20 protein-coding genes are annotated in these 18,720 nt (G+C 64.8%); 4 read left to right on the plus strand and 16 right to left on the minus strand.

All coding sequences use genetic code 11. The features are described from left to right. Nucleotide 1: 1 nt before the first annotated feature. A complete protein-coding gene (locus tag RFM41_RS05660; protein WP_320246418.1) occupies nucleotides 2–985 on the minus strand; it encodes a hypothetical protein in 984 nt (327 codons plus the stop codon). Between the two features lie 128 nt (nucleotides 986–1,113). Then, nucleotides 1,114–1,707, minus strand: a complete 594-nt coding sequence (locus RFM41_RS05665; protein WP_320246417.1) for a TetR/AcrR family transcriptional regulator — start codon at nucleotides 1,705–1,707, stop codon at nucleotides 1,114–1,116. 120 nt (nucleotides 1,708–1,827) lie between these two features. On the opposite strand from RFM41_RS05665, the gene RFM41_RS05670 reads away from it, so the two are divergent. Continuing rightward, nucleotides 1,828–3,048, plus strand: a complete 1,221-nt coding sequence (locus RFM41_RS05670; protein ID WP_320246416.1) for an MFS transporter — start codon at nucleotides 1,828–1,830, stop codon at nucleotides 3,046–3,048. Nucleotides 3,049–3,152: 104 nt separating this feature from the next. Here RFM41_RS05670 and ribB read toward each other — a convergent pair whose 3' ends face one another. Next, nucleotides 3,153–4,253, minus strand: a complete 1,101-nt coding sequence (gene ribB, locus RFM41_RS05675; protein ID WP_320246415.1) for a 3,4-dihydroxy-2-butanone-4-phosphate synthase — start codon at nucleotides 4,251–4,253, stop codon at nucleotides 3,153–3,155. 109 nt (nucleotides 4,254–4,362) lie between these two features. Continuing rightward, nucleotides 4,363–5,472 carry a chorismate synthase gene (gene aroC, locus RFM41_RS05680; RefSeq protein ID WP_320246414.1) on the minus strand — a complete coding sequence of 370 codons (1,110 nt, stop codon included), beginning with the start codon at nucleotides 5,470–5,472 and terminating at the stop codon, nucleotides 4,363–4,365. A 205-nt stretch (nucleotides 5,473–5,677) separates the two neighbouring features. On the opposite strand from aroC, the gene RFM41_RS05685 reads away from it, so the two are divergent. Then, entirely contained in the window at nucleotides 5,678–5,941 is a 264-nt protein-coding gene (locus RFM41_RS05685; RefSeq protein ID WP_320246413.1) for a DUF1344 domain-containing protein, read from the plus strand. Between the two features lie 297 nt (nucleotides 5,942–6,238). On the opposite strand, the gene RFM41_RS05690 is transcribed toward RFM41_RS05685, so the two are convergent. From RFM41_RS05690 to RFM41_RS05705, 4 genes are all read right to left on the minus strand, one after another. Further along, nucleotides 6,239–6,826, minus strand: a complete 588-nt coding sequence (locus RFM41_RS05690) for a histidine phosphatase family protein (RefSeq protein ID WP_320246412.1) — start codon at nucleotides 6,824–6,826, stop codon at nucleotides 6,239–6,241. Between the two features lie 52 nt (nucleotides 6,827–6,878). Continuing rightward, nucleotides 6,879–7,697 (minus strand): enoyl-ACP reductase FabI, encoded by an 819-nt coding sequence (gene fabI / locus RFM41_RS05695; protein ID WP_320246411.1) that lies wholly within the window; start codon nucleotides 7,695–7,697, stop codon nucleotides 6,879–6,881. Nucleotides 7,698–7,805: 108 nt separating this feature from the next. Further along, a complete protein-coding gene (locus RFM41_RS05700; RefSeq protein ID WP_320246410.1) occupies nucleotides 7,806–8,747 on the minus strand; it encodes a DnaJ C-terminal domain-containing protein in 942 nt (313 codons plus the stop codon). Between the two features lie 127 nt (nucleotides 8,748–8,874). Continuing rightward, the gene (locus tag RFM41_RS05705; RefSeq protein WP_320246409.1) at nucleotides 8,875–9,333 is read right to left on the minus strand and encodes an RT0821/Lpp0805 family surface protein; all 459 of its coding nucleotides are present in this window, start codon (nucleotides 9,331–9,333) and stop codon (nucleotides 8,875–8,877) included. A gap of 28 nt (nucleotides 9,334–9,361) precedes the next feature. On the opposite strand from RFM41_RS05705, the gene pdxH reads away from it, so the two are divergent. Further along, a complete protein-coding gene (gene pdxH, locus RFM41_RS05710) occupies nucleotides 9,362–9,991 on the plus strand; it encodes a pyridoxamine 5'-phosphate oxidase (RefSeq protein WP_320246947.1) in 630 nt (209 codons plus the stop codon). A gap of 15 nt (nucleotides 9,992–10,006) precedes the next feature. On the opposite strand, the gene RFM41_RS05715 is transcribed toward pdxH, so the two are convergent. The 6 genes from RFM41_RS05715 to RFM41_RS05740 form a co-directional block, all read right to left on the minus strand. Beyond that, entirely contained in the window at nucleotides 10,007–10,576 is a 570-nt protein-coding gene (locus RFM41_RS05715) for a hypothetical protein (protein ID WP_320246408.1), read from the minus strand. Nucleotides 10,577–10,585: 9 nt separating this feature from the next. Further along, nucleotides 10,586–11,167 carry a hypothetical protein gene (locus RFM41_RS05720; RefSeq protein WP_320246407.1) on the minus strand — a complete coding sequence of 194 codons (582 nt, stop codon included), beginning with the start codon at nucleotides 11,165–11,167 and terminating at the stop codon, nucleotides 10,586–10,588. Nucleotides 11,168–11,170: 3 nt separating this feature from the next. Continuing rightward, a complete protein-coding gene (locus tag RFM41_RS05725) occupies nucleotides 11,171–11,773 on the minus strand; it encodes a hypothetical protein (RefSeq protein ID WP_320246406.1) in 603 nt (200 codons plus the stop codon). Beyond that, complete coding sequence (locus RFM41_RS05730; RefSeq protein WP_320246405.1) at nucleotides 11,766–13,091, minus strand: hypothetical protein; 1,326 nt, start codon at nucleotides 13,089–13,091, stop codon at nucleotides 11,766–11,768. Before RFM41_RS05730 ends, RFM41_RS05725 begins: the two co-directional genes overlap by 8 nt. Nucleotides 13,092–13,378: 287 nt before the next feature. Further along, nucleotides 13,379–14,134, minus strand: coding sequence for a crotonase/enoyl-CoA hydratase family protein (locus tag RFM41_RS05735; protein ID WP_320246404.1), 756 nt, complete (start codon nucleotides 14,132–14,134; stop codon nucleotides 13,379–13,381). 26 nt (nucleotides 14,135–14,160) lie between these two features. Beyond that, the gene (locus RFM41_RS05740) at nucleotides 14,161–15,930 is read right to left on the minus strand and encodes an acyl-CoA dehydrogenase family protein (protein WP_320246403.1); all 1,770 of its coding nucleotides are present in this window, start codon (nucleotides 15,928–15,930) and stop codon (nucleotides 14,161–14,163) included. A 290-nt stretch (nucleotides 15,931–16,220) separates the two neighbouring features. On the opposite strand from RFM41_RS05740, the gene RFM41_RS05745 reads away from it, so the two are divergent. Further along, complete coding sequence (locus RFM41_RS05745; protein ID WP_320246402.1) at nucleotides 16,221–16,457, plus strand: hypothetical protein; 237 nt, start codon at nucleotides 16,221–16,223, stop codon at nucleotides 16,455–16,457. Between the two features lie 13 nt (nucleotides 16,458–16,470). Here RFM41_RS05745 and RFM41_RS05750 read toward each other — a convergent pair whose 3' ends face one another. Together RFM41_RS05750 and RFM41_RS05755 are read right to left on the minus strand one after the other, a co-directional pair. Continuing rightward, nucleotides 16,471–17,040 (minus strand): Rossmann-fold NAD(P)-binding domain-containing protein, encoded by a 570-nt coding sequence (locus RFM41_RS05750; protein WP_320246401.1) that lies wholly within the window; start codon nucleotides 17,038–17,040, stop codon nucleotides 16,471–16,473. A gap of 61 nt (nucleotides 17,041–17,101) precedes the next feature. After that, nucleotides 17,102–18,709, minus strand: coding sequence for an FGGY-family carbohydrate kinase (locus tag RFM41_RS05755; protein WP_430691501.1), 1,608 nt, complete (start codon nucleotides 18,707–18,709; stop codon nucleotides 17,102–17,104). Nucleotides 18,710–18,720 lie beyond the last annotated feature (11 nt).

The following is an 18,720-nucleotide window of genomic DNA, read 5'->3' on the forward strand; positions in this document are numbered from 1 at the left end:
ATCAAGCGGCTCGCGGGGTATCCCAGCGTGAGCCGCTGCCGAAGGAGACCAGCGCTTTGTCGCGCAGTTCCCTGAACTTCGACGAGGTCTCGGCCAGCCGGCGGTCCCATTCGGGATTGGGCGTCTGGCCTTCGATGGCTTCGAAATAGACCTGCATCAGCGAGGCGATGGCGAAGGGCTCGATGAAGGCCGCCTTGAAGGCCCAGGCAAAGACGATGGCCAGCACGAAGGCCCAGCCGGCAAGCTGGCCCGGCATCACCCACAGGATGGCGGCCGCCGGGGCCAGCATCAACAGGAAGATGACGAAGGACACGCCCCACATGATCACCGCCAGCCAGACGGCGTTCTTGACCATGTGCCTGCCATTTTGCGCGTAAAGCACGACGCCTTGCCGCGCCGTCTCGAAGGGCGAGCTCGAATTGATGCGGATGTTGTAGCCGAGGATGATCTCGTCGACATAGGTCAGCGAGATGCGGATGACGGTGTTGATGAAGCTGACCAGGCCGCTCAAGCCCGGAATGGGCAGGAAGGCAGCGATGCCGCCGATCAGGCCGGTGATGGCGCGAATGGCGCCCTTGACCAGCTGGTCGACGACGAAAAGGATGTTGGCTTCGGCAAAACGCTGGGTGACCACTTCCTTGGCATAGGCAATCTGGTTCTGGCCGTCGGGAACGTCATGGCCGTCGATCAGATGCACCATGACGGCGATATGGCCCGCCTTCAGCACATAGAGGATGTATTCGCGGATCCAGTAGACGGCGATCGACACGACGCCGAAGCCGACCACGCCGCCCCAGAGCGCGAAGGACATCGGACCATCGGGATCGGTCGAGATGTGGCCGACACCATAGCCGACGCTGGCGCCGGTGCCGGTCGCCATGATGTAGGCGACCGTTATGCCGAAATAGACGATCATGCGAAAGACGATGAACGGCCATGTCCGCATCATGATGGACACCGACCTGGCGATGCTGAAGTCCCACATGCCCCGACTCTCCCACCCGCGGAGTTGGCGCGAGAAGATGCGCTCGTGCCGGGGAAAGTCAATTGCGGCGCGGTCGGCCACGGTCAAAACCGGTGCACAAGCCCGGCGATGGTTACTCTATCGTGCGGTCAGGCCTTTTTGCGCAGGCCTTCGAGCAGCTGCTTGAACGCCGCGATTGCCTTCTTCGAGGTGGCTTCGGGGTCATTGGAATTGGCGATGCGCTGTGCGGCCTGGCTGCTGGCGCCGTTGATCAGCCGTGCGGTCGTCTCGGGATCAAGGTCCGGAACGACCACGCCATCGTCCTGCAGCCTCGTCAGATGGTCGGTCATCGACGCCGTGCAGGCACTGGCATTTGGCCACTGCGCCGGGTCGCCAAGCACGGCCGGGCCGTCGCGGAACATGATGCGCTGGATTTCCGGCTCCAGCGCCATCTCGATATAGGTGGTGCATTCGTCGACGAAATGCTGCCAGCGGGTCGGCGCTTTCGAGGCGACCTCGTTCACCCGCAACGCCATCTCGCCGTCGATCTCGGCGATCACCGCCTGCAGCAGCCCCTTCTTGTCGCCGAAGTGATGGTAGAGCGCGCCGCGCGTCAGGCCGGCCGAAGCGGTGAAGTCGTCCATCGAGGCTCCGGCATAGCCGATCGTGCCGAAGGCGTGGCGGGCGGCCGCGATCAGCTTGGCGCGGGTCTCGGCGATCATCTCCTTGCGCGGTCTGTGCATGGCTCTGGCCCTATTCACATACGTCTCGTATGCCAATTGACATACGCGGCGTATGAACTATCTCACATTCATACGCAGCGTATGTAGTTTTAGTGTGCCCCCTTGTCGAGGAGCAGGATCATGCGAAACCCTTATGCGGACATCTTTCAAGCTCCCGGCACGAAAGGCTTCGCCGCCGCAGCCTTCATCGCGCGGTTGCCGATCGCCATGGCGCCGATCGGCATCGTCGCTATGCTGTCGCAGACACATGGCGAATACTGGCTGGCCGGCGCGGTCTCGGCGACCTACGCACTTGTGAATGCTGTTTTGTCACCGCAGATCTCGCGATGGGTGGATCAGCGCGGCCAAACCGCGATTGCCCTGCCGACCACGCTCGTCTCGGTGCTTGCCTTCGCGACATTGATCGTTGCGGCCAACCAGCACTGGCCGGCCTGGACCTTGTTCGGATCGGCGCTGCTTGCCGCCGCCATGCCCAGTATCCCGGCGCTGGTCAGGGCACGCTGGAGCGAGATCTTTCGCGACCGGCCGGAGCTCAACACGGCCTTCGCCTTCGAATCCGCCGCGGACGAGCTGGTCTATGTCGCCGGCGCCTCGCTGTCGGTGGGCTTGAGCGCGGCGCTGTTTCCCGAAGCCGGCATGGTGGTCAGCACGTTGCTGCTCGCGCTCGGTTCGGCGGCGTTCCTGCTGCAGCGCTCGTCCGAGCCGCCTGTCCGGCCAGCCGAGCATGGGGCGAACGGCTCGGCGATCCGCTTGCGGCCAGTCCAGATCATCACTTTTGCCCTCATCTTCGTCGGCGCGACCTTCGCGACGACCGAAGTGACGACGGTTGCCATTACAAAGCAGCTCGGCCAGTCCGAAGCGGCGAGCCTCGTCATCGGCGTCTATGCGCTGGGGTCCTTCGTGCTCGGCATCATCGTCGGCGCGCTCAGCCTGAAGGCGCCGCTGCAGCGGCAACTGGCGGTCGCGGTTACCGTGATCGCGCTCACCACGCTGCCGCTGCTCTTCGCCGATACGGTGCCGACACTGGCACTGGCGGTGTTCGTCAGCGGCGTCGCGATCTCGCCGACCTTCATCACCGCCTTCGGCCTGATCGAGCGCCACGTGCCGCCGGCGATGCTGACCGAAGGCGTAACCTGGGTGACGACCGGCATCGGCATCGGCATGGCGCTGGGCTCCTTCGCCGCCGGCTGGATGGTCGACAGCTTCGGTCCGCAAAACGGGTTCTGGGTTTCGATCGCGGCAGGTGTAATCGCGCTGGTCACCGTGCTTGCCGGGCAATGCCGGCTGGCGACGGACGATTGCGATGCGGACAGGGGTGAGGCGGTAATGCCCGCTGAGTGACGGTGAAGTTGGCCGTAGCCTCAATCACTTCGTCATCCACGGGCGGAGCGACGCGAAGCGGCGCGCAGACCCGAGGATGACGATGTCGCGGAGGCGTCAATCAGCTAGAGAATCTCGGTCTTGGCGATGTGGATGCCAAACCCTTCGAGACCGACATAGTGGCGCTCGCGCGAGGCGATCAGGTTGATCGAGGAGATGCCGAGATCCTTGAGGATCTGGGCGCCGAGCCCGATCTCGCGCCACTCGCTCTCGCGGCGGCGGGCTTCCTCGTGGTCCTCGCGGTCGCCGCTCTGCGGCCGCTTGCGCTCCTGATGGGCGACGCCGACCGAGCCCTCACGCAGATAGACGATGACGCCGCGCCGGCGCTCGCCCATCGCCTTCATGATGCCGTCGAGCCGGTGGCTGGTGCCGAAGACGTCGGTGACCACATCTTCCGAATGCAGCCGAACCGGCACATCCTCGCCGTCGCGGATATCGCCGAAGACGACCGCGACATGATGCATGGAATCCCAGGGCAGCGTGTAGGTGAAGACCTGCGCCTTGCCGCCGGGCGTGTCGATGTCGGAACAGGCGACGCGCTCGACCAGCGTTTCCTTGCGCTGGCGGTAGGCGATGAGGTCGGCGACCGAGATCTGCTTCAGGCCGTGTTCCTCGGCGAAGGCCTGTACTTCCAGCCCGCGCTTGACCGTGCCGTCGTCATTGACCAGCTCGGAGATGACGCCGACAGGCGGCAGGCCGGCAAGCTTGCAGAGATCGACTGCGGCTTCGGTATGGCCCGAGCGCATCAAGACGCCGCCTTCGCGCGCGATCAGCGGGAAGATGTGGCCGGGCCGCACGAAATCCGACGCGCCGACATTGCCATTGGCAAGGTTGCGCACGGTGAGCGTGCGGTCGTCGGCGGAAATGCCGGTCGTTGTGCCATGCTTGAAATCGACGCTGACGGTGAAGGCCGTGGTGTGGGCGGAATCATTGTCCGCCACCATCGGCGCGAGGTTCAGCCGCCTGGCGTCGTCGCGCAGCATCGGCGTGCAGACGATGCCCGAGGTATTGCGGACGATAAAGGCCATCTTCTCCGGCGTGCAGTGCACGGCCGCGACGATCAGGTCGCCCTCGTTCTCGCGCCCGTCATCGTCCATGACGACGACGATCTCGCCGCGCTCGAAGGCGCGGATCGCTTCGACGATCTTCTTTTGGTCGTAAGGCATGGGGCGCTCGCAGGCTTCGCTAAGGGAGTAGGGGAATAGGGCAGTAAGGGAGTAGGGAAAAGGAAAAAGTTTGGCGACCGGGCGAGCGTTAACATACTCCCCTACTACCTTACTCCCCTACTCCCCTCCCTGTCTGTCCTCTATGCCGCAGATAATGATCGGCGATCGCGCAGGCAACCATGGCCTCGCCGATCGGCACGGCGCGGATGCCCACACAAGGATCATGGCGGCCCTTGGTCATCACCTCGACATCCTTGCCGTCCTTGTCGATCGACTGGCGCGGGGTCAGGATCGACGAGGTCGGCTTGACGGCGAAGCGGGCGACGATCGGCTGTCCGGTCGAGATGCCGCCCAGGATGCCGCCGGCATTGTTGGACAGGAACACCGGCTTGCCGTCATTGCCCATGCGCATCTCGTCGGCGTTCTGTTCACCGGTGATGCGGGCCGCCTCGAAGCCATTGCCGATCTCGACGCCCTTGACGGCGTTGATCGACATCAGGCCGGACGCGATGTCCTGGTCGAGCTTGGCGTAGATCGGCGCGCCGAGCCCCGCCGGCACGCCGTCGGCGACGATCTCGATCACCGCGCCGACCGAGGAGCCGGCCTTGCGGATGCCGTCGAGATAGGCGGTGAAGACCGGGACTGAGGCAGGATCGGGCGTGAAGAACGGGTTTTCGGCGTCGCCGACGAAATTCCAGTTCCAGTTGGCGCGGTCGATGGACTTTTCGCCCATCGAGACCAGCGCGCCGCGCACGACCATGCCCGGCACCACTTTGCGGGCCAGGGCGCCGGCCGCAACTCGGGCTGCCGTCTCGCGAGCCGACGAACGGCCGCCGCCGCGATGATCGCGCAGGCCGTATTTGACGTCATAGGTGTAGTCGGCATGGCCCGGCCGGTATTGGCGGGCGATCTCGCCATAATCCTTGGAACGCTGGTCGACATTCTCGATCAGCATCGACACCGGCGTGCCGGTGGTGATCATCGTCTCGCCGTCCTCGTCGAGGATGAAGCCGGACAGGATCTTGACCTCGTCCGGCTCGCGGCGCTGGGTGACGAAGCGCGACTGTCCAGGACGGCGGCGATCGAGCTCGGCCTGGATATCCTCGCGCTTGAAGCGGATGCCGGGCGGGCAGCCGTCGACGACGCAGCCGAGCGCCGCGCCATGGCTTTCACCCCAAGTGGTGACGCGGAAGAGGTGGCCGAAGGTGTTGTGAGACATGAGAATACGCCCTGCCCCGGTGAGGGAACCCGGTTAAGGCTGCCTTCTATTGGCGTTTTCCACAGTGGTCAAACTGTGATCGGGTGCATCAAACTGTGATGTGGTGGATTTAGTTTTGACACATTCGGTTGGTTTCTGCTCTCTTCCCATCCGCCGTTGAGGATCCGCCGCTGACCAGCCGGCGCAATGACCAAAGAGGACGACGATGCGTACCCTGATTGGCGCAGCTTGCGCCATGCTGCTGATTTCCACCGCCGCCGCGTTCGCCGGCCAGACCGAAGGCCTGATCAAGAAGGTCGACAAGGACACGCTGACGCTGACGCTTGACGACGGAAAGGCCTACAAGCTCAACGCCGAAACCGATCTCGACTCGCTGAAGCCAGGCATGGACATCGTCATCGCCTATGACGTTACCAATGGCGAGAATGTCGTGACGGATATGCAGCTGCCCGACACCGACCAGAACTAAATTCAGGTGAGGCCGGCCTGCGAACGGCGGCTTCCTGCGCTTCTACAGCGCCGCGCGTCCGGACGGACGCGCAAAGGACGCTGTAGCGCTTTGATTTGCGCATGATCCCTTTCCGAAAATCGTTTCTCGATTTTCGGGGTCATGCGCGTGCTCACGTACTTCAAGTACGCTCCGGCCTTCGCCGGCCGAAGCCCGCATAAGTGTCTCCGCCCTATGAAGGCTACGGCCGGCGTAGGCCGGTTCTCGGAACCCACCGTTCTCGACTCGGCCTGACCTGAATTCGCCACGCCGCGCTCTTCAAAGCCATTCCAAGCTCTGGCCCTCCAGCCGCAGGAGCCGATCCTGCGGGATCTCCAGGCCGGCGGCTTCCTGCTTGGAGAGGCCGGCGACGAGGCGGAAGAAGCACCGCATGACGCCGCCATGGGTGACGCAGACGGTCGGCTGGCGAAGCGCCTCGAACCACGGCTTTATCCGCTCCAGCAGCATCTCATAGCTTTCGGCGCCCTCGCCGGGCGGCTGGAAATCCCATTTGGAAGCGCGTCGGCCGTCGGTTGAGCCGGGGCAGCGCTCCTCCAGTTCGGCGAAGGTGAAGCCCTGCCAGTCGCCGAAACTGATCTCGACCAGGCGCGCATCGGTGCGGTAGGCGGCGGGATCGAGCCCCATCGCGGCGCGCATCAGCTCCATCGTCTCGCGTGTGCGCCGCATCGGGCTGGCGACAAAATCGAAACCCTCGCCCTTGCCGATTAGCCCGGCCAACTGTCGGCCATTTTGCGTGGCCTGCTCGCGCCCAAAATCGTTGAGATCGGTGTCGGCCTGGCCCTGCAGGCGGTGCTCGGCATTCCACTCGGTCTGGCCGTGGCGCGCGATGTAGACGAGCGGATACATCAGGTCTTCCGTAGGTCGGGCCAGGGCCTGGACGGATGATAAGCGGAGGCGATCAGTCCTTGACGGTCGAGATGTCCGGCGCGTCGACGGCCTTCATCCCGACGACGTGGTAGCCGGAATCGACATGATGGACCTCGCCGGTCACGCCGCGCGACAGGTCCGACAGGAAGTAGACGCCGGAATCACCGACCTCCTCCTGGGTGACCGTCTGCTTCAGCGGCGAATTGTACTCGTTCCACTTCAGGATATAGCGGAAATCGCCGATGCCGGAGGCGGCCAGCGTCTTGATCGGACCGGCCGAGATCGCGTTGACGCGAATTTTCTTGGCGCCGAGGTCGACGGCGAGATAGCGCACGCTGGCTTCCAGCGCCGCCTTGGCGACGCCCATGACGTTGTAATGCGGCATCACCTTCTCGGCGCCGTAGTAGGTCAGCGTCAAAAGCGAACCGCCATCCGTCATCAGCGGCTCGGCGCGCTTGGCGATGGTGGTGAAGGAAAACACCGAGATGTCCATGGTGCGCAGGAAATTGTCGCGCGTCGTCTCGACATAGCGGCCGGTGAGCTCGTCCTTGTCGGAGAAGGCGATGGCATGGACGAGGAAGTCGAGCTTGCCCCAGTGCTTGGCGATGTCGGCAAAGACCGCGTCTAGGCTTTCCGGGTCGGTCACGTCGCAATGGCCCGCGACATGCGCGCTGAGTTCGGCCGCGAGCGGCTCGACGCGCTTCTTGAAGGCCTCGCCCTGATAGGTCAGCGCGATCTCGGCGCCGTGATCGACGCAAGCCTTGGCGATGCCGAAAGCGATCGACCGATTGTTGGCGACGCCCAGGATAAGGCCCCGCTTACCGGCCATCAGGCCCTGTCCACCTGCCATGTGCAAGCTCTCCGCAAGAATATCTGCTTTGTGAAGAGCCCTATCGCACAGGCACAAAGCCCCTTCAAGCGCCCAAAAGACACTGCAACAGGAACAAAATTCCCCCAGTCAACCTTTTCGGCGGCGCATCAGCGCCTCAAGCTCGGTATCGCCGCCTTCGGGCAGCATCAGCCGCACATGGGCATAGAGGTCGCCATGGCCGCCGGCCTTTTCCGGCAGGCCCCTGCCCTTCAGGCGCAGCACCTTGTCCGAGTTCGACCATGCCGGCACGTTGACCGCGAGCTTGCCGGTCGGCGTCTCGACCGCCACCTTGGCGCCGAGCACCGCATCGGCCAGGTCGACGGGCAGGTCGACATGCAGGTCGCGCCCCTCGATGCGATAGCGCGTATGGCGGCGGATGTGGATCTTGACCAGCGCGTCGCCCGGCTGGCCCGGACCCTGCTCGCCCTGGCCCTTCAGCCGGATCGTCTGGCCGTCCTCGACATAGGCCGGCAGCTTGACCGCCACCTTGCGGCCGTCGGGGAACATCGCCGTCACCTTGTCGGCGGTGGCTGCCTCCTCGACGCTGATGTCCATGGTGACGTTGAGATCGGCCGCCTGGACCGGCTGGCGGCGGTCGCCTGCTCCGGCTCCCCTTGGGCCTGCGCCGCGGGCGCCGGAAAAGGCTTCGCCGAAGATCTGGCTGAAGATGTCGCTGTTGCCGTCGAACGGATCGCCGCCCGGGCGCCCGGTGCGGAATTCGAAATGCGCGCCGCCCGGGCCTTGCTGGCGGCGGAACCCGGCGAACGGATCGCCGCCAGCCGCGCCTTCAAAGCCCTGGAATTTCGGCTTGCCCTCGGCGTCGATCTCGCCGCGATCGTAGGCGGCGCGCGTCTTCTCATCGCCGACGATCTCGTAAGCCTGGTTGGCGGCGGCAAAACGGTCCTTCGCCTTGGGATCATTCGGGTTCTGGTCCGGATGATGCTTCTTGGCGAGCTTGCGGTAAGCCGATTTTATGTCCTTGGCCGATGCGTTCTTGGCAACGCCCAGCACCTCATAGGGGTCGCGCATGCTTCCTGCCTGCAAGAGAGAATGGATTGTGGTCGCTCCCTATATGCGCTCGCATAGGAAGAAATTCCAGTGGCGCAAGGGCAATTAGCGCGTGAAACTCAGAGCTCCTAATTCAGGGTGCCCGGAATCAAAGCGCCTTGAATTCCTGCATGCGCCAGCCGCCGGCGCCGGCAAGGCACAGTTCGCCCTTGTAGAGCGCAACGCCGTCGAAGCTCTCGCGCGTCGCGCTGAAGCGGCGGCAGGTCAGGCCGCCATCCTTCAGCTCAACCAGCTCGGTGATCGCCCCGCGCGAGCCGGTGCCGGCATTGGCCCATGGCACAGCCTGGCCGCCAAGTTCCTTGATGTCGGCGGAAGAAACGGCGTTGCCGATGGTGGTCTGATCGGAATCCTGGTCGGCCGGCGCTGCAGGCGAGGACGGCGTGCTGGAGGTGACGATCGAGCGGTCGACATCGACCTTTTCCAGGCTGAAGCCGCCCGCGCCGCAGGCGGCAAGAGGCAGCGCCGCCGTCACGACCGCAGCCTTGACGCTGGCCGAAGCGATAACACCCCATTGCCTGCTGTCAAAAGCTTGCGCGATACGCAACAATCGGCGAACTCCTCCCGCAACGGTAAAAATTCGGAAAACTATGAACGAAACCGGGTTAACAAGCAGTGACTTCACCGAGGCCGCGGAGCCGTTCCGGCTCTTTGCCGCATGGCTGGAGGACGCCACCAAAAGCGAGCCCAACGATCCCAACGGCGTGGCGCTGGCGACCGTCGACGCCGACGGCATGCCGGATGTGCGGATGGTGCTGCTCAAGGGGTTCGACGAAAAGGGATTTGTCTTCTACACGAATTTCGAGAGCGCCAAGGGCCGCGAAATTCTTGGCAGCATGAAGGCTGCGATGTGCTTCCACTGGAAATCGCTGCGCCGCCAGGTGCGCATACGCGGGCCGGTGGAGATCGTCAGCGACGCCGAGGCCGACGCCTATTATGCCACGCGCCCGCGCGGCAGCCGCATCGGCGCCTGGGCCTCGAAACAGTCGCGGCCGCTGGAGAGCCGCTTCGCGTTGGAGAAGGCGGTGGCCGAATATACGGCGCGCTATGCCATCGGCGAGATCCCGCGGCCGAAGCACTGGTCCGGCTTCCGCATCCTGCCGCAGACGATCGAGTTCTGGCACGACAGGCCGTTCCGCCTGCATGACCGCGTGGTATTCTCGCGAAATGCCGAGGGCGGCTGGGACAAGACGCGACTTTATCCCTGACCTCGAGGCCGGAGATCAGTCCTTCTCGAGCTGAAACAGCAGGAAGTACGGTCGCTCGCTGGCGACGCTGACCGCCGGGCGTATGGATTTGGTCGCTTCCTTCGGCACCAGGAACGTCTCGCGCAGGTTGAGCGTGTCGCCGCTCTTGGCGCCGGAGAAGATCGCCGCGACGCAGTTCCCGACATTGTCCGTGGTTTTCAGCGAGACGATCGAGGTCGGCGACCAGCGCCGGCCGTCCTTGTCGATCAGCGCGACCTTGCAGCCGAGCCAGAGATTTTGCAGGTCCGGATTGCCGATCTTCACCTGGAAGTCGGCGAGCACCGGCACAGAGTCCGGCGGCAGGTTCGCCATGCCGAAAGCGCCGCGCAAATCGGTCAGCTTCCAGTCGCTGCCGCCGAAATGCGTGCTCCCGCCCCACACGACGCGGCGCGGGAGCAGGTCGTTATTCCCAAGCAGGGCCTTGACGCTGTCGTAGGACCTCACGGCCAAGGCGAGCGGGATCAGGAGCGCGAGCGACCACAGGCCGCGGCGCCGCCACTTCCGCTCGCGTGCCCTATTCTCCTGATCCAGAGCCTCTGCCGTCATGCGCTCTCCTCAGAGTGGCTCAGCCATATCCAGCGTGTCGACCGTGCCGGGGGGCAGGCCGTCCGCCGCGACCGCCACCGGCCCAAGCGAGATTTCGGCCTGCGAATCCAGCGCAGCCACCAGCTTTTCGGAAATCAGCAAGGTCGCGTCGCTCACCTCGTCCGGCCGCACTTCGAAGATCAGCCGCGCCTTTCTCGGCAGGCCGGGATCGATCGCGACCGGCAAAAGCCCGTTCATGAAAGACAACCGTTCCGTCTGGTCGTAGGTAAGACCCGTCGGCCCGCGCCAGGACGCGACGGTGACCACGGTCGACTCTGACCGCGCCGCGAACCCGACGGTGACCACCGCCCAGACACCGCCGGTGGTCAGGATCTTTTGTTGGCCGAACTGGTCGACCTTCAGCTTGCGGGCGAACTCGACCTTCTCGGCGTGAACCTCGAAGGCGCGCCCGACGACGGTATCGCCCAGCCTGCCGCGCGTGGGGATCGGGGCGATCAGGTCGCCATAATGCGGCTTCGATATCTGCAGGCCGTAGCAGAACGCCACGGCGACAAGCAGCAGGATGATGTTGGCCGACTTACGCATGCTCATGGATCATGGGGTATCTGTCCGGATATCCGCGCTGTCGGGCCCCGCGCCGACGGGAATGGTCAACGTGCCGACTGGCGTTGGGTTGAACCAGCCCGGCAGGCCGTAGAGATTGTCGCGCGGCTTGTAGGTCTTGCGGATGACCGTCAGGCCGAAGCTGGCAGGTGCTGCCGCTCCATCCGGCAATTGCCAGATATAAGCCATGCGTTCCGGCATGCCGGGATGCAGCTCGGGCGACATGGTCGAATCGCGCGTCAGCACGACGAGGGGTTTGGTGGCCGGATCGACCGCCGTCGGGCTCGCCCGCAGAACGTCGAAATAATGCTTGGTGGATTTCGCCGTGCGATTGGTAATTTCAAGCTCGAGCACCAGCGCCTTGCCGCCCGGCTTGAGCAACGTCCCATAGGCGTATTTTTCCGCGGTGACATAGGCCTTCAAGGGCTGCAGCAGCCACTCGCCGGTGTCGATCGGATTGGCCGGCGCCAGAACCGGCAGCGGTTCATGCCTCGCACCGAAAGCGCCAAGCACGCCGGCAACGGCGATTGCGGCCGCCGTGCCGATACCGGCGACGGTCCATGCCCTCAGCCGTGAGCGGGCGCTTTCAAACATTCTGCGCCTCGACTTGCGTGGCGTCGGCCGGTCCGGCCGGCCCGGCGCTGCCGCTGGCCTGGCGCTTGGGCAGCGCAAAGGCGGTCTCGAGGATCGCGGCGAGGAAGCAAATCCGCAGCGGCTCGACCAGGATGCCGGTCGAGGAATCCTGGAACGGGCTGCCGAACAGCAGCGATACCCCTTCGGAGAGCACTTGCCAGGTGTCGAGCTCGTGCGGGCCGATGAGCCGCGTCATGCCGAGCCACGCCCACGCCGCCAGCCAGTCGATCAGGCGGTAGCCGACGATGAGCGTCACGATCAGCACCACGCCGGAGCTCAGCGTGATGCGCACGCCATTGGCTAAAGGCAGGTAGCGCGAGCGATAGCCGGAGATGAAATGCTCGGCGAAGTCGCGCAGGAATTTCGGGATGGCGCGATAGCGCTCGCCAAGGCGCTCGACGCGCCGGTGCATGCGCACCAATTCCTTGTCGTCGCGCACGTCATAGCCATAGATCAGCGCCGCCAGCACCAGCCAGATCACCGGCAGGAGCATGTAGAAGAACAGGTTCACCAGCCTGGTCGTGGTGTCGATGGAGGTCACTTCGACCGGCACCATCGGATCGGCGAAAGCGCTGGCGATCGGATGCGCGACGCCGTCAGCCGCCGCCTGCAGGGCGGAAAAGATGTTGCGGCTCATGATCCAGGCGACGGCCTCGTCCTTCCAGCGCGAGATCACGTAGAGACCGATGAAGATCCAGTTGGTCTCGCAGATGACCACGACGATCTGCCAGAAGGACCGCGACGTGCCGTGCTTGTGCATCGCGGTAGCGAAGCGCCTGATCAGCCACGAGATCACGACCGATAGGATCAGCCAGCGCGAATCCAGCACATCGAGCACGTTGCCGACGCCTTCGCCGAAGGGCGCCATGTCGAGCGCGACGCGCGAATATTGCCGCACCGTGTTGCCAAGAAAACCCCAGGCGGCGTAATAGGCGAAGAAGGGCAGCAGCGCGACGGTGACCATGCGCGCCAGCCGCGCGCTGCCGCCGCGCGGCCCGGTTTCGCTCTCGCCCTGGGCCGCCTGCTGCGCGGTCTGGACGGCGGGCAGAGCCGGAAGCAGCGTCTGGAACATGGCGACGGTGACGATGAGCTGCGTCAGCGCGACCAGCGTCAGCAGAGCGAGACCGGCCATGTGGTTGAGCAGGGCCGCGCGCGCGGCGACCTGCATGAACAGGTCGCCGAACACGATGCCCAGAAGCACGATCGCGACCAGTTGCGGCCAGAAGCGCCACCAGAGATTCATGGTGAGCGCCAGCGGTCTTACGGCGACGGCAAGCATTGCGGAAATTCAATCCGTCAATGCGGGCCTCGTCATTTCGGAAGGTTGCTTGTCAGCGGCAATTTTGCGGGCCATGTCCACTCCAGGCGACTACAGTGCTTCGCACTCCAGTCCTTGCTTGACGCAATTCCGGACGGAAAACCGCTATGCGCTTTTCCCGGAATTGCCCTAGGCCCCTGCCCCGTCGGATTTACGAGATAGGGCGAAGGGTCCCGGGTGTACAGACCGAAAATCGCGTTTGACGCGAGTTTCGCTCTCAGCTGACACAACCTGACAGTGTCGCGAGGTCAGCTCGCCTTCTTGCGCGTCATGAAAGCGGTGAGCGCGGCGCGCGCCTCTTCGGAGCCCAACCGCTCGCGGAAATGCTCGCTTTCGACCTTGATGCGGGCGATCAATTCCTCGCGCGGCTCGCGCATCAGGTCGCGCGCGATCTTCAGCGCCTGCGGCGGCTTGGCGGCGATGCCGTTGGCGGCGGTCAGCACCGCGCTTTCGAGGGAGTCTTCCGCGACGACCTCGTAGATCATGCCGGCGGCCTTGGCGCGCTCGGCCGAAAAGCCCTCGCCCAGGCCGAGCAGCGCGAAGGCGCCCTGACGGCCTAGGAGCCGCGGCGCGATCAGGCTGTAGCCGGCTTCCGGCACCAGGCCCAGATCGACGAAGGGCGTGCGGAACAGCGTGCGCGGCGTGGCGAAAGTCAGGTCGCAATGCAGATTGAGCGTCGTGCCGATGCCGACCGCAATGCCGTCGACGCCCGATACCATCGGCTTTTCGGCCCTGGCCAGCGCCATCAGGAAATCCCAGACCTCGTTGCCGCCCTCGCCGCCGGTGGCGATGACCAGGAAATCGGCGAGGTCGTTGCCGGCGGAAAAAGCGCCCGGAACGCCGAGGAATACGTGCACGCGGACCGCAGGGTCGGCATCGCCTTCGGCAAGGGCGGCCGACATTTTCGCGTACATGGCGCGTGTCAGCGCGTTCTTCTTGTCGGGGCGGTTGATGCGGATGATCTGCACGGCGCCCTGGCGCTCGACGAGGATATGGTCTGTCACGGTTGGTCCTTTGAACGTCGGGATGCTTAAGCGGAAATCAGCGCCTTGCCTGCGGCGGCAAGGCTCTCAGCGCCGTCGATGACGCGGTCTTTCAGGGCGCGCGTCTCGCCGAGCAGGTTTTCGGCGAAGAAGCGGCAGAGCGTGATGCGGCCGCGGTCCGCCAGCCCGCCCTGCGCCAGATAGGCGCCGCCGGCGGCAAGCGAGATCAGGCGCAGATAGGGTGTGGCGCCGGCCATCGCGGCGTCGGCCTTGCCGTCGGTCGTGAGCTTCTGCAGGAAGCGCGTCGCCTCGTCGAGATCGGCAAGCGCACGGTCGAGATTGTCGGCGGTGCGGCCGAAGCCGTCGATGTTGGAGGTGCGCACCGCATCGGCCACCGCTTTCAATTCGCCGATATAGGAATGCACATGCTCGCCGCCGCCAAGCGACAGTTTTCGCGCCACGAGGTCGATCGCCTGGATGCCGTTGGTGCCTTCATAGATCGGCGCGATGCGGGCGTCGCGATAAAGCGCTGCGGCGCCCGTCTCCTCGATGAAGCCCATGCCGCCATGCACCTGGACGCCCAGCGAGGCGACCTCGACGCCGACATCGGTCGAGAAGGCTTTGGCCAGCGGCGTCAGCAGGCTGGCGCGGTCATGCCATTTCGCCCCTGCCTCGCCCTCACCGACGCGTGCGCGGTCGATGGCATGGGCGCAGGCATAGCTGATCGAGCGGGCGATCTGGGTCAGCGCCTTCATGGTCAAGAGATTGCGCTGCACGTCCGCGTGATGGACGATCGGCGCCATGCCGGATCCGGAATAGGCGGAAGCCTTGCCCTGGCGGCGTTCATTGGCATAGGCGATCGCTTTCTGGGTGGCGGTCTCGGCCACCGCCACGCCCTGCATGCCGACTGCAAGGCGGGCGTTGTTCATCATGGTGAACATACAGGCCAGCCCCTTGTTCTCCTCGCCGATCAGCCAGCCGATAGCGCCGGGCGCGGCACCCTGGAAACCGTCGCCGTAGATCATCGTGCAGGTCGGCGAGGCGTGGATGCCGAGCTTGTGCTCGAGGCCGGAACAGAAGACGTCATTGCGGGCCCCGAGCGAGCCGTCGTCATCGACGAAGAACTTCGGCACCAGGAACAGAGAGATGCCGCGCGTGCCGGCCGGCGCATCGGGCAATCTCGCCAGCACCAGATGCACGATGTTGTCGGTGAAATCGTGCTCGCCATAGGTGATGAATATCTTCTGGCCGAAGATGCGGTAGGTGCCGTCGCCGACCGGCTCGGCGCGGCTGCGCAAGGCCGCGAGGTCCGAGCCCGCCTGCGGCTCGGTCAGGTTCATCGTGCCCATCCACTCGCCCGAGACGAGCTTGGCCAGGTATTTCTGCTTCAGCGCCTCGGAAGCATGCTTGTCGAGCGCTTCGACCGCGCCCATGGTGAGCGTCGGACCGATGCCGAAGGCCATGGCAGCGGAGTTCCACATTTCGAGCGCGGCAACGCCGAGCATGGTCGGCAGCCCCTGCCCGCCGAACTCCTCCGGACCGGACAGCGCGTTCCAGCCGCCATCGATCCAGCGCCGGTAGAGTTCCTTCCAGCCGGGCGGCGTGGTGACGGCGGCATCCTTCAGCACCGCGCCATGCTCGTCGCCGATCTTGTAGAGCGGAGCGACCTCCTCGCTGGCGAACCGTCCCGCCTCGGCCAGGATCGCGTCGACAAGGTCCTCGCCGAGATCGCCGAAAATGCCGGCTTCAAGCGCCGGCTTCAGCCCGGCCACCTGCTTCAGCGTGAAGGCGATATCCTCGACCGGCGCGCGATACATGTCTGCTCCTCCTCCTTTCCGGCCAATCCTAGTGCATCGCCGAAGCGAAACCATGCGTCGATTTCGCGCCTTCTTTTTACGTAAACGTCAAACTTTGTCACGCGGATTTTGCATGGACGCCGTCATTCACGGCGGAGCGGGAGCGCAGCGGACGCGTAGACCCGAGGATGACGAACCCGCGAAGGCTTTGACCGATCTTCAAGGCCCGCAATTGCGCTTCAAAATTTGCGGTTAGGAATTACATCCCGCTATAATCTGCCGGGACAGATCACAGAAAGACCGGACATCCCATGCTTGCCAGACCTGACGCCTATCGCTGCATCGAATGCGGGCTGCCCTACCGGGCCCCGGATTTCAACTACTATCACGGGATGCTCGAGGAAGGTCCCGCTTACTGGACAGATCGCGGCCTGTTGTGCTCGCCGCAATGCTCGCTCGCGCACCACAAAAAGCGCAAGGCTGAAGGCACGTTGCCGCAGGAGCCTGCGCCCGATCCGTTCGAGGTGCCGTCGCTGTTCAGGCGCTGAGCCCTTCCGCTGGTCACGGCGCCAGCTTGAGCTCTCCGACGATGGTCGACTGTCCATCCTGCAGCGCCCTGATCGCTCCGGCGCTGATCTCTTCATGCGTGAGCCACCGCCGGCCGTGAGGCGTCGGCTTGCTGCCAAGCCGGACGATCGCGGGACCATCAACGCCGGTCCGAAGATCAGGCCGGCCGTTCCTGCTGCCCAACACGAGCACCATCTGTCGGGGTGGAACCAGCTCGAGAAGCCGATCCAGGAAGAGTTCCGGCTCGTGAAGCCAAATTAGCGCTTTCCCGATCGGGGGCAACGTCTCCATGGCCCTGGATATCCGTTCCATAAAATCAGGCTCGCCCCAATCAAGATCGAGTGGGACAAACCGCCACTCGCCTTGAGCAAACTTTGTCGCCTGCCGAGCGATCACCAGCGTCGGAGCGTACTGGCGGGAAATCCAGCGTGTCGCCTCAGCGAGCATACCGGTTCCGCCGATGACCAAGCCTGCCGTACCGCGTCCTTTTTTCATGGGTCGGTTGAACATGGATTGACCGATGCCGGCGCTTGCCCGCCTGCGCGACGAGCGCTGCAGGCTCAAAATGCGCCTCGCCTGAATCCGTTTCCGAGCAATACGCTTTAATCAGCGTATGACACGACAGTCAGCGTATGACACGCCCCACCGCCTGCAGGGCTACAAAGGCTTCGTAACGCTTGTCATGCCACGTCCGCATGTCGCCCGTCGCAGGTGTGAACACGTCACCAAGCCGCGACATGACAGGCATGGCGGTCGAAAGGTCCGCATACCGGCCGGCCGCGACAGCTCCGAGCATCGCGGCACCCAGCAACACCGGTTCGGGCGACTGCGACGCGGCGACCGCCAAGCCGGCGGCGTCGGCGAGCAGCTGGCGCACCAGAGCCGACTGCCCGGCGCCGCCGCTGATGACGATTGTGTCGACGGCAAGGCCGGACGACGCCATCGCCGCCACGATCTGGCGCACGCCGTAGCCGAGGCCGCAAAGCCCGGCCACGTAAAGGCCGACGAGACTTTCGACGGAACGGTCGGTGCCGAGCCCGGCGATCAGGCCGCGCGCATCCGGATCGGCCAAGGGCGAACGATTGCCGAGGAATTCGGGCACAACATGGATGCTTCCCGCGAGCGTGGCAGCGGCCGACAGATCGGGCGAAGCCGCCGTGGCGGCCGCAGCCAGCCAATCGACCAGCGATTTGCCTTCAGCCGTGGCGCGCGCGGAAGCCTCGGCTGCGGCCGGGTGGAAATGCACCAAGAGATCGATGGCCGCGCCTGCAGCCGACTGGCCGCCCTCGCTCAGCCAGAGCCCCGGCACCATGGCGGAATAATAGGGCCCCCACACGCCCGGCACGAAGGCCGGACCTTCGCTGCTTGCCATGGTGCAGGCCGAGGTGCCGAGCACATAGGCCATGCGCGAGGAGATGCTGCCGGCGGCGCCCGCCGCGCCCACCGTGCCCACGCCGCCGGCATGGGCGTCGATCAGCCCGGAAGCCACGGTGGTTCCCACGACCAATCCCAGCTCGGCCGCAGCGGTTTCCGTGAGGCCCGTGCCCACAGCCGTGCCGGGATCGACCACTTCGGTGCCGATGCGGGCAAAACCCTCGTCCGCAAGCTCGCCAAGCCCGACGGCCTGGAAATAGCTGCCGTCCCAGCGCCGCTCGTGGCTGAGATAGGTCCATTTGCAGGAGAGCGTGCAGACCGAGCGGGCAAGGCTGCCCGTGGCGCGCCAGGTCAGGTAATCGGCAAGGTCGAAGAAATGCCGCGCCTTGGCAAAGGTCTCGGGCAGGTTCTCCTTCAGCCACAAAAGCTTCGGCGTCTCCATCTCCGGCGAGATGACGCCGCCGACATAATCGAGGACCGGATGCCGCAGCGTGTTGATGCGCCTGGTCTGGTCGAGGGCGCGGTGATCCATCCAGACGATGATGTTCCTGTCGCTGTCTCCCGAGCGGCCGACCGGCAAGGGCTCGCCATCGTCGCCGACCACCACGAGGGAACAGGTCGCATCGAAGCCGATGCCTTGGATATCCCGAGAATCGACGCCCGCCTTCGCGACCGCCTCGCGCACGCTGGCGCACACCGCCTGCCAGATGTCGCGGCTCGACTGCTCGGCGATCTCGCCGGGCTCGATGAAGAGCGCGATGTCGTGCTTGGCGGAAGCGAGCAGCTCGCCGCGCTCGTCAAAGACCCCGGCGCGCGCGCTGCCGGTGCCGACATCGATGCCGAGGAAGTGGGAAGGCATGGGGAACCTCA

The sequence above is a fragment of the Mesorhizobium vachelliae genome (genome assembly GCF_033977325.1).
Taxonomy (GTDB): domain Bacteria; phylum Pseudomonadota; class Alphaproteobacteria; order Rhizobiales; family Rhizobiaceae; genus Mesorhizobium; species Mesorhizobium vachelliae.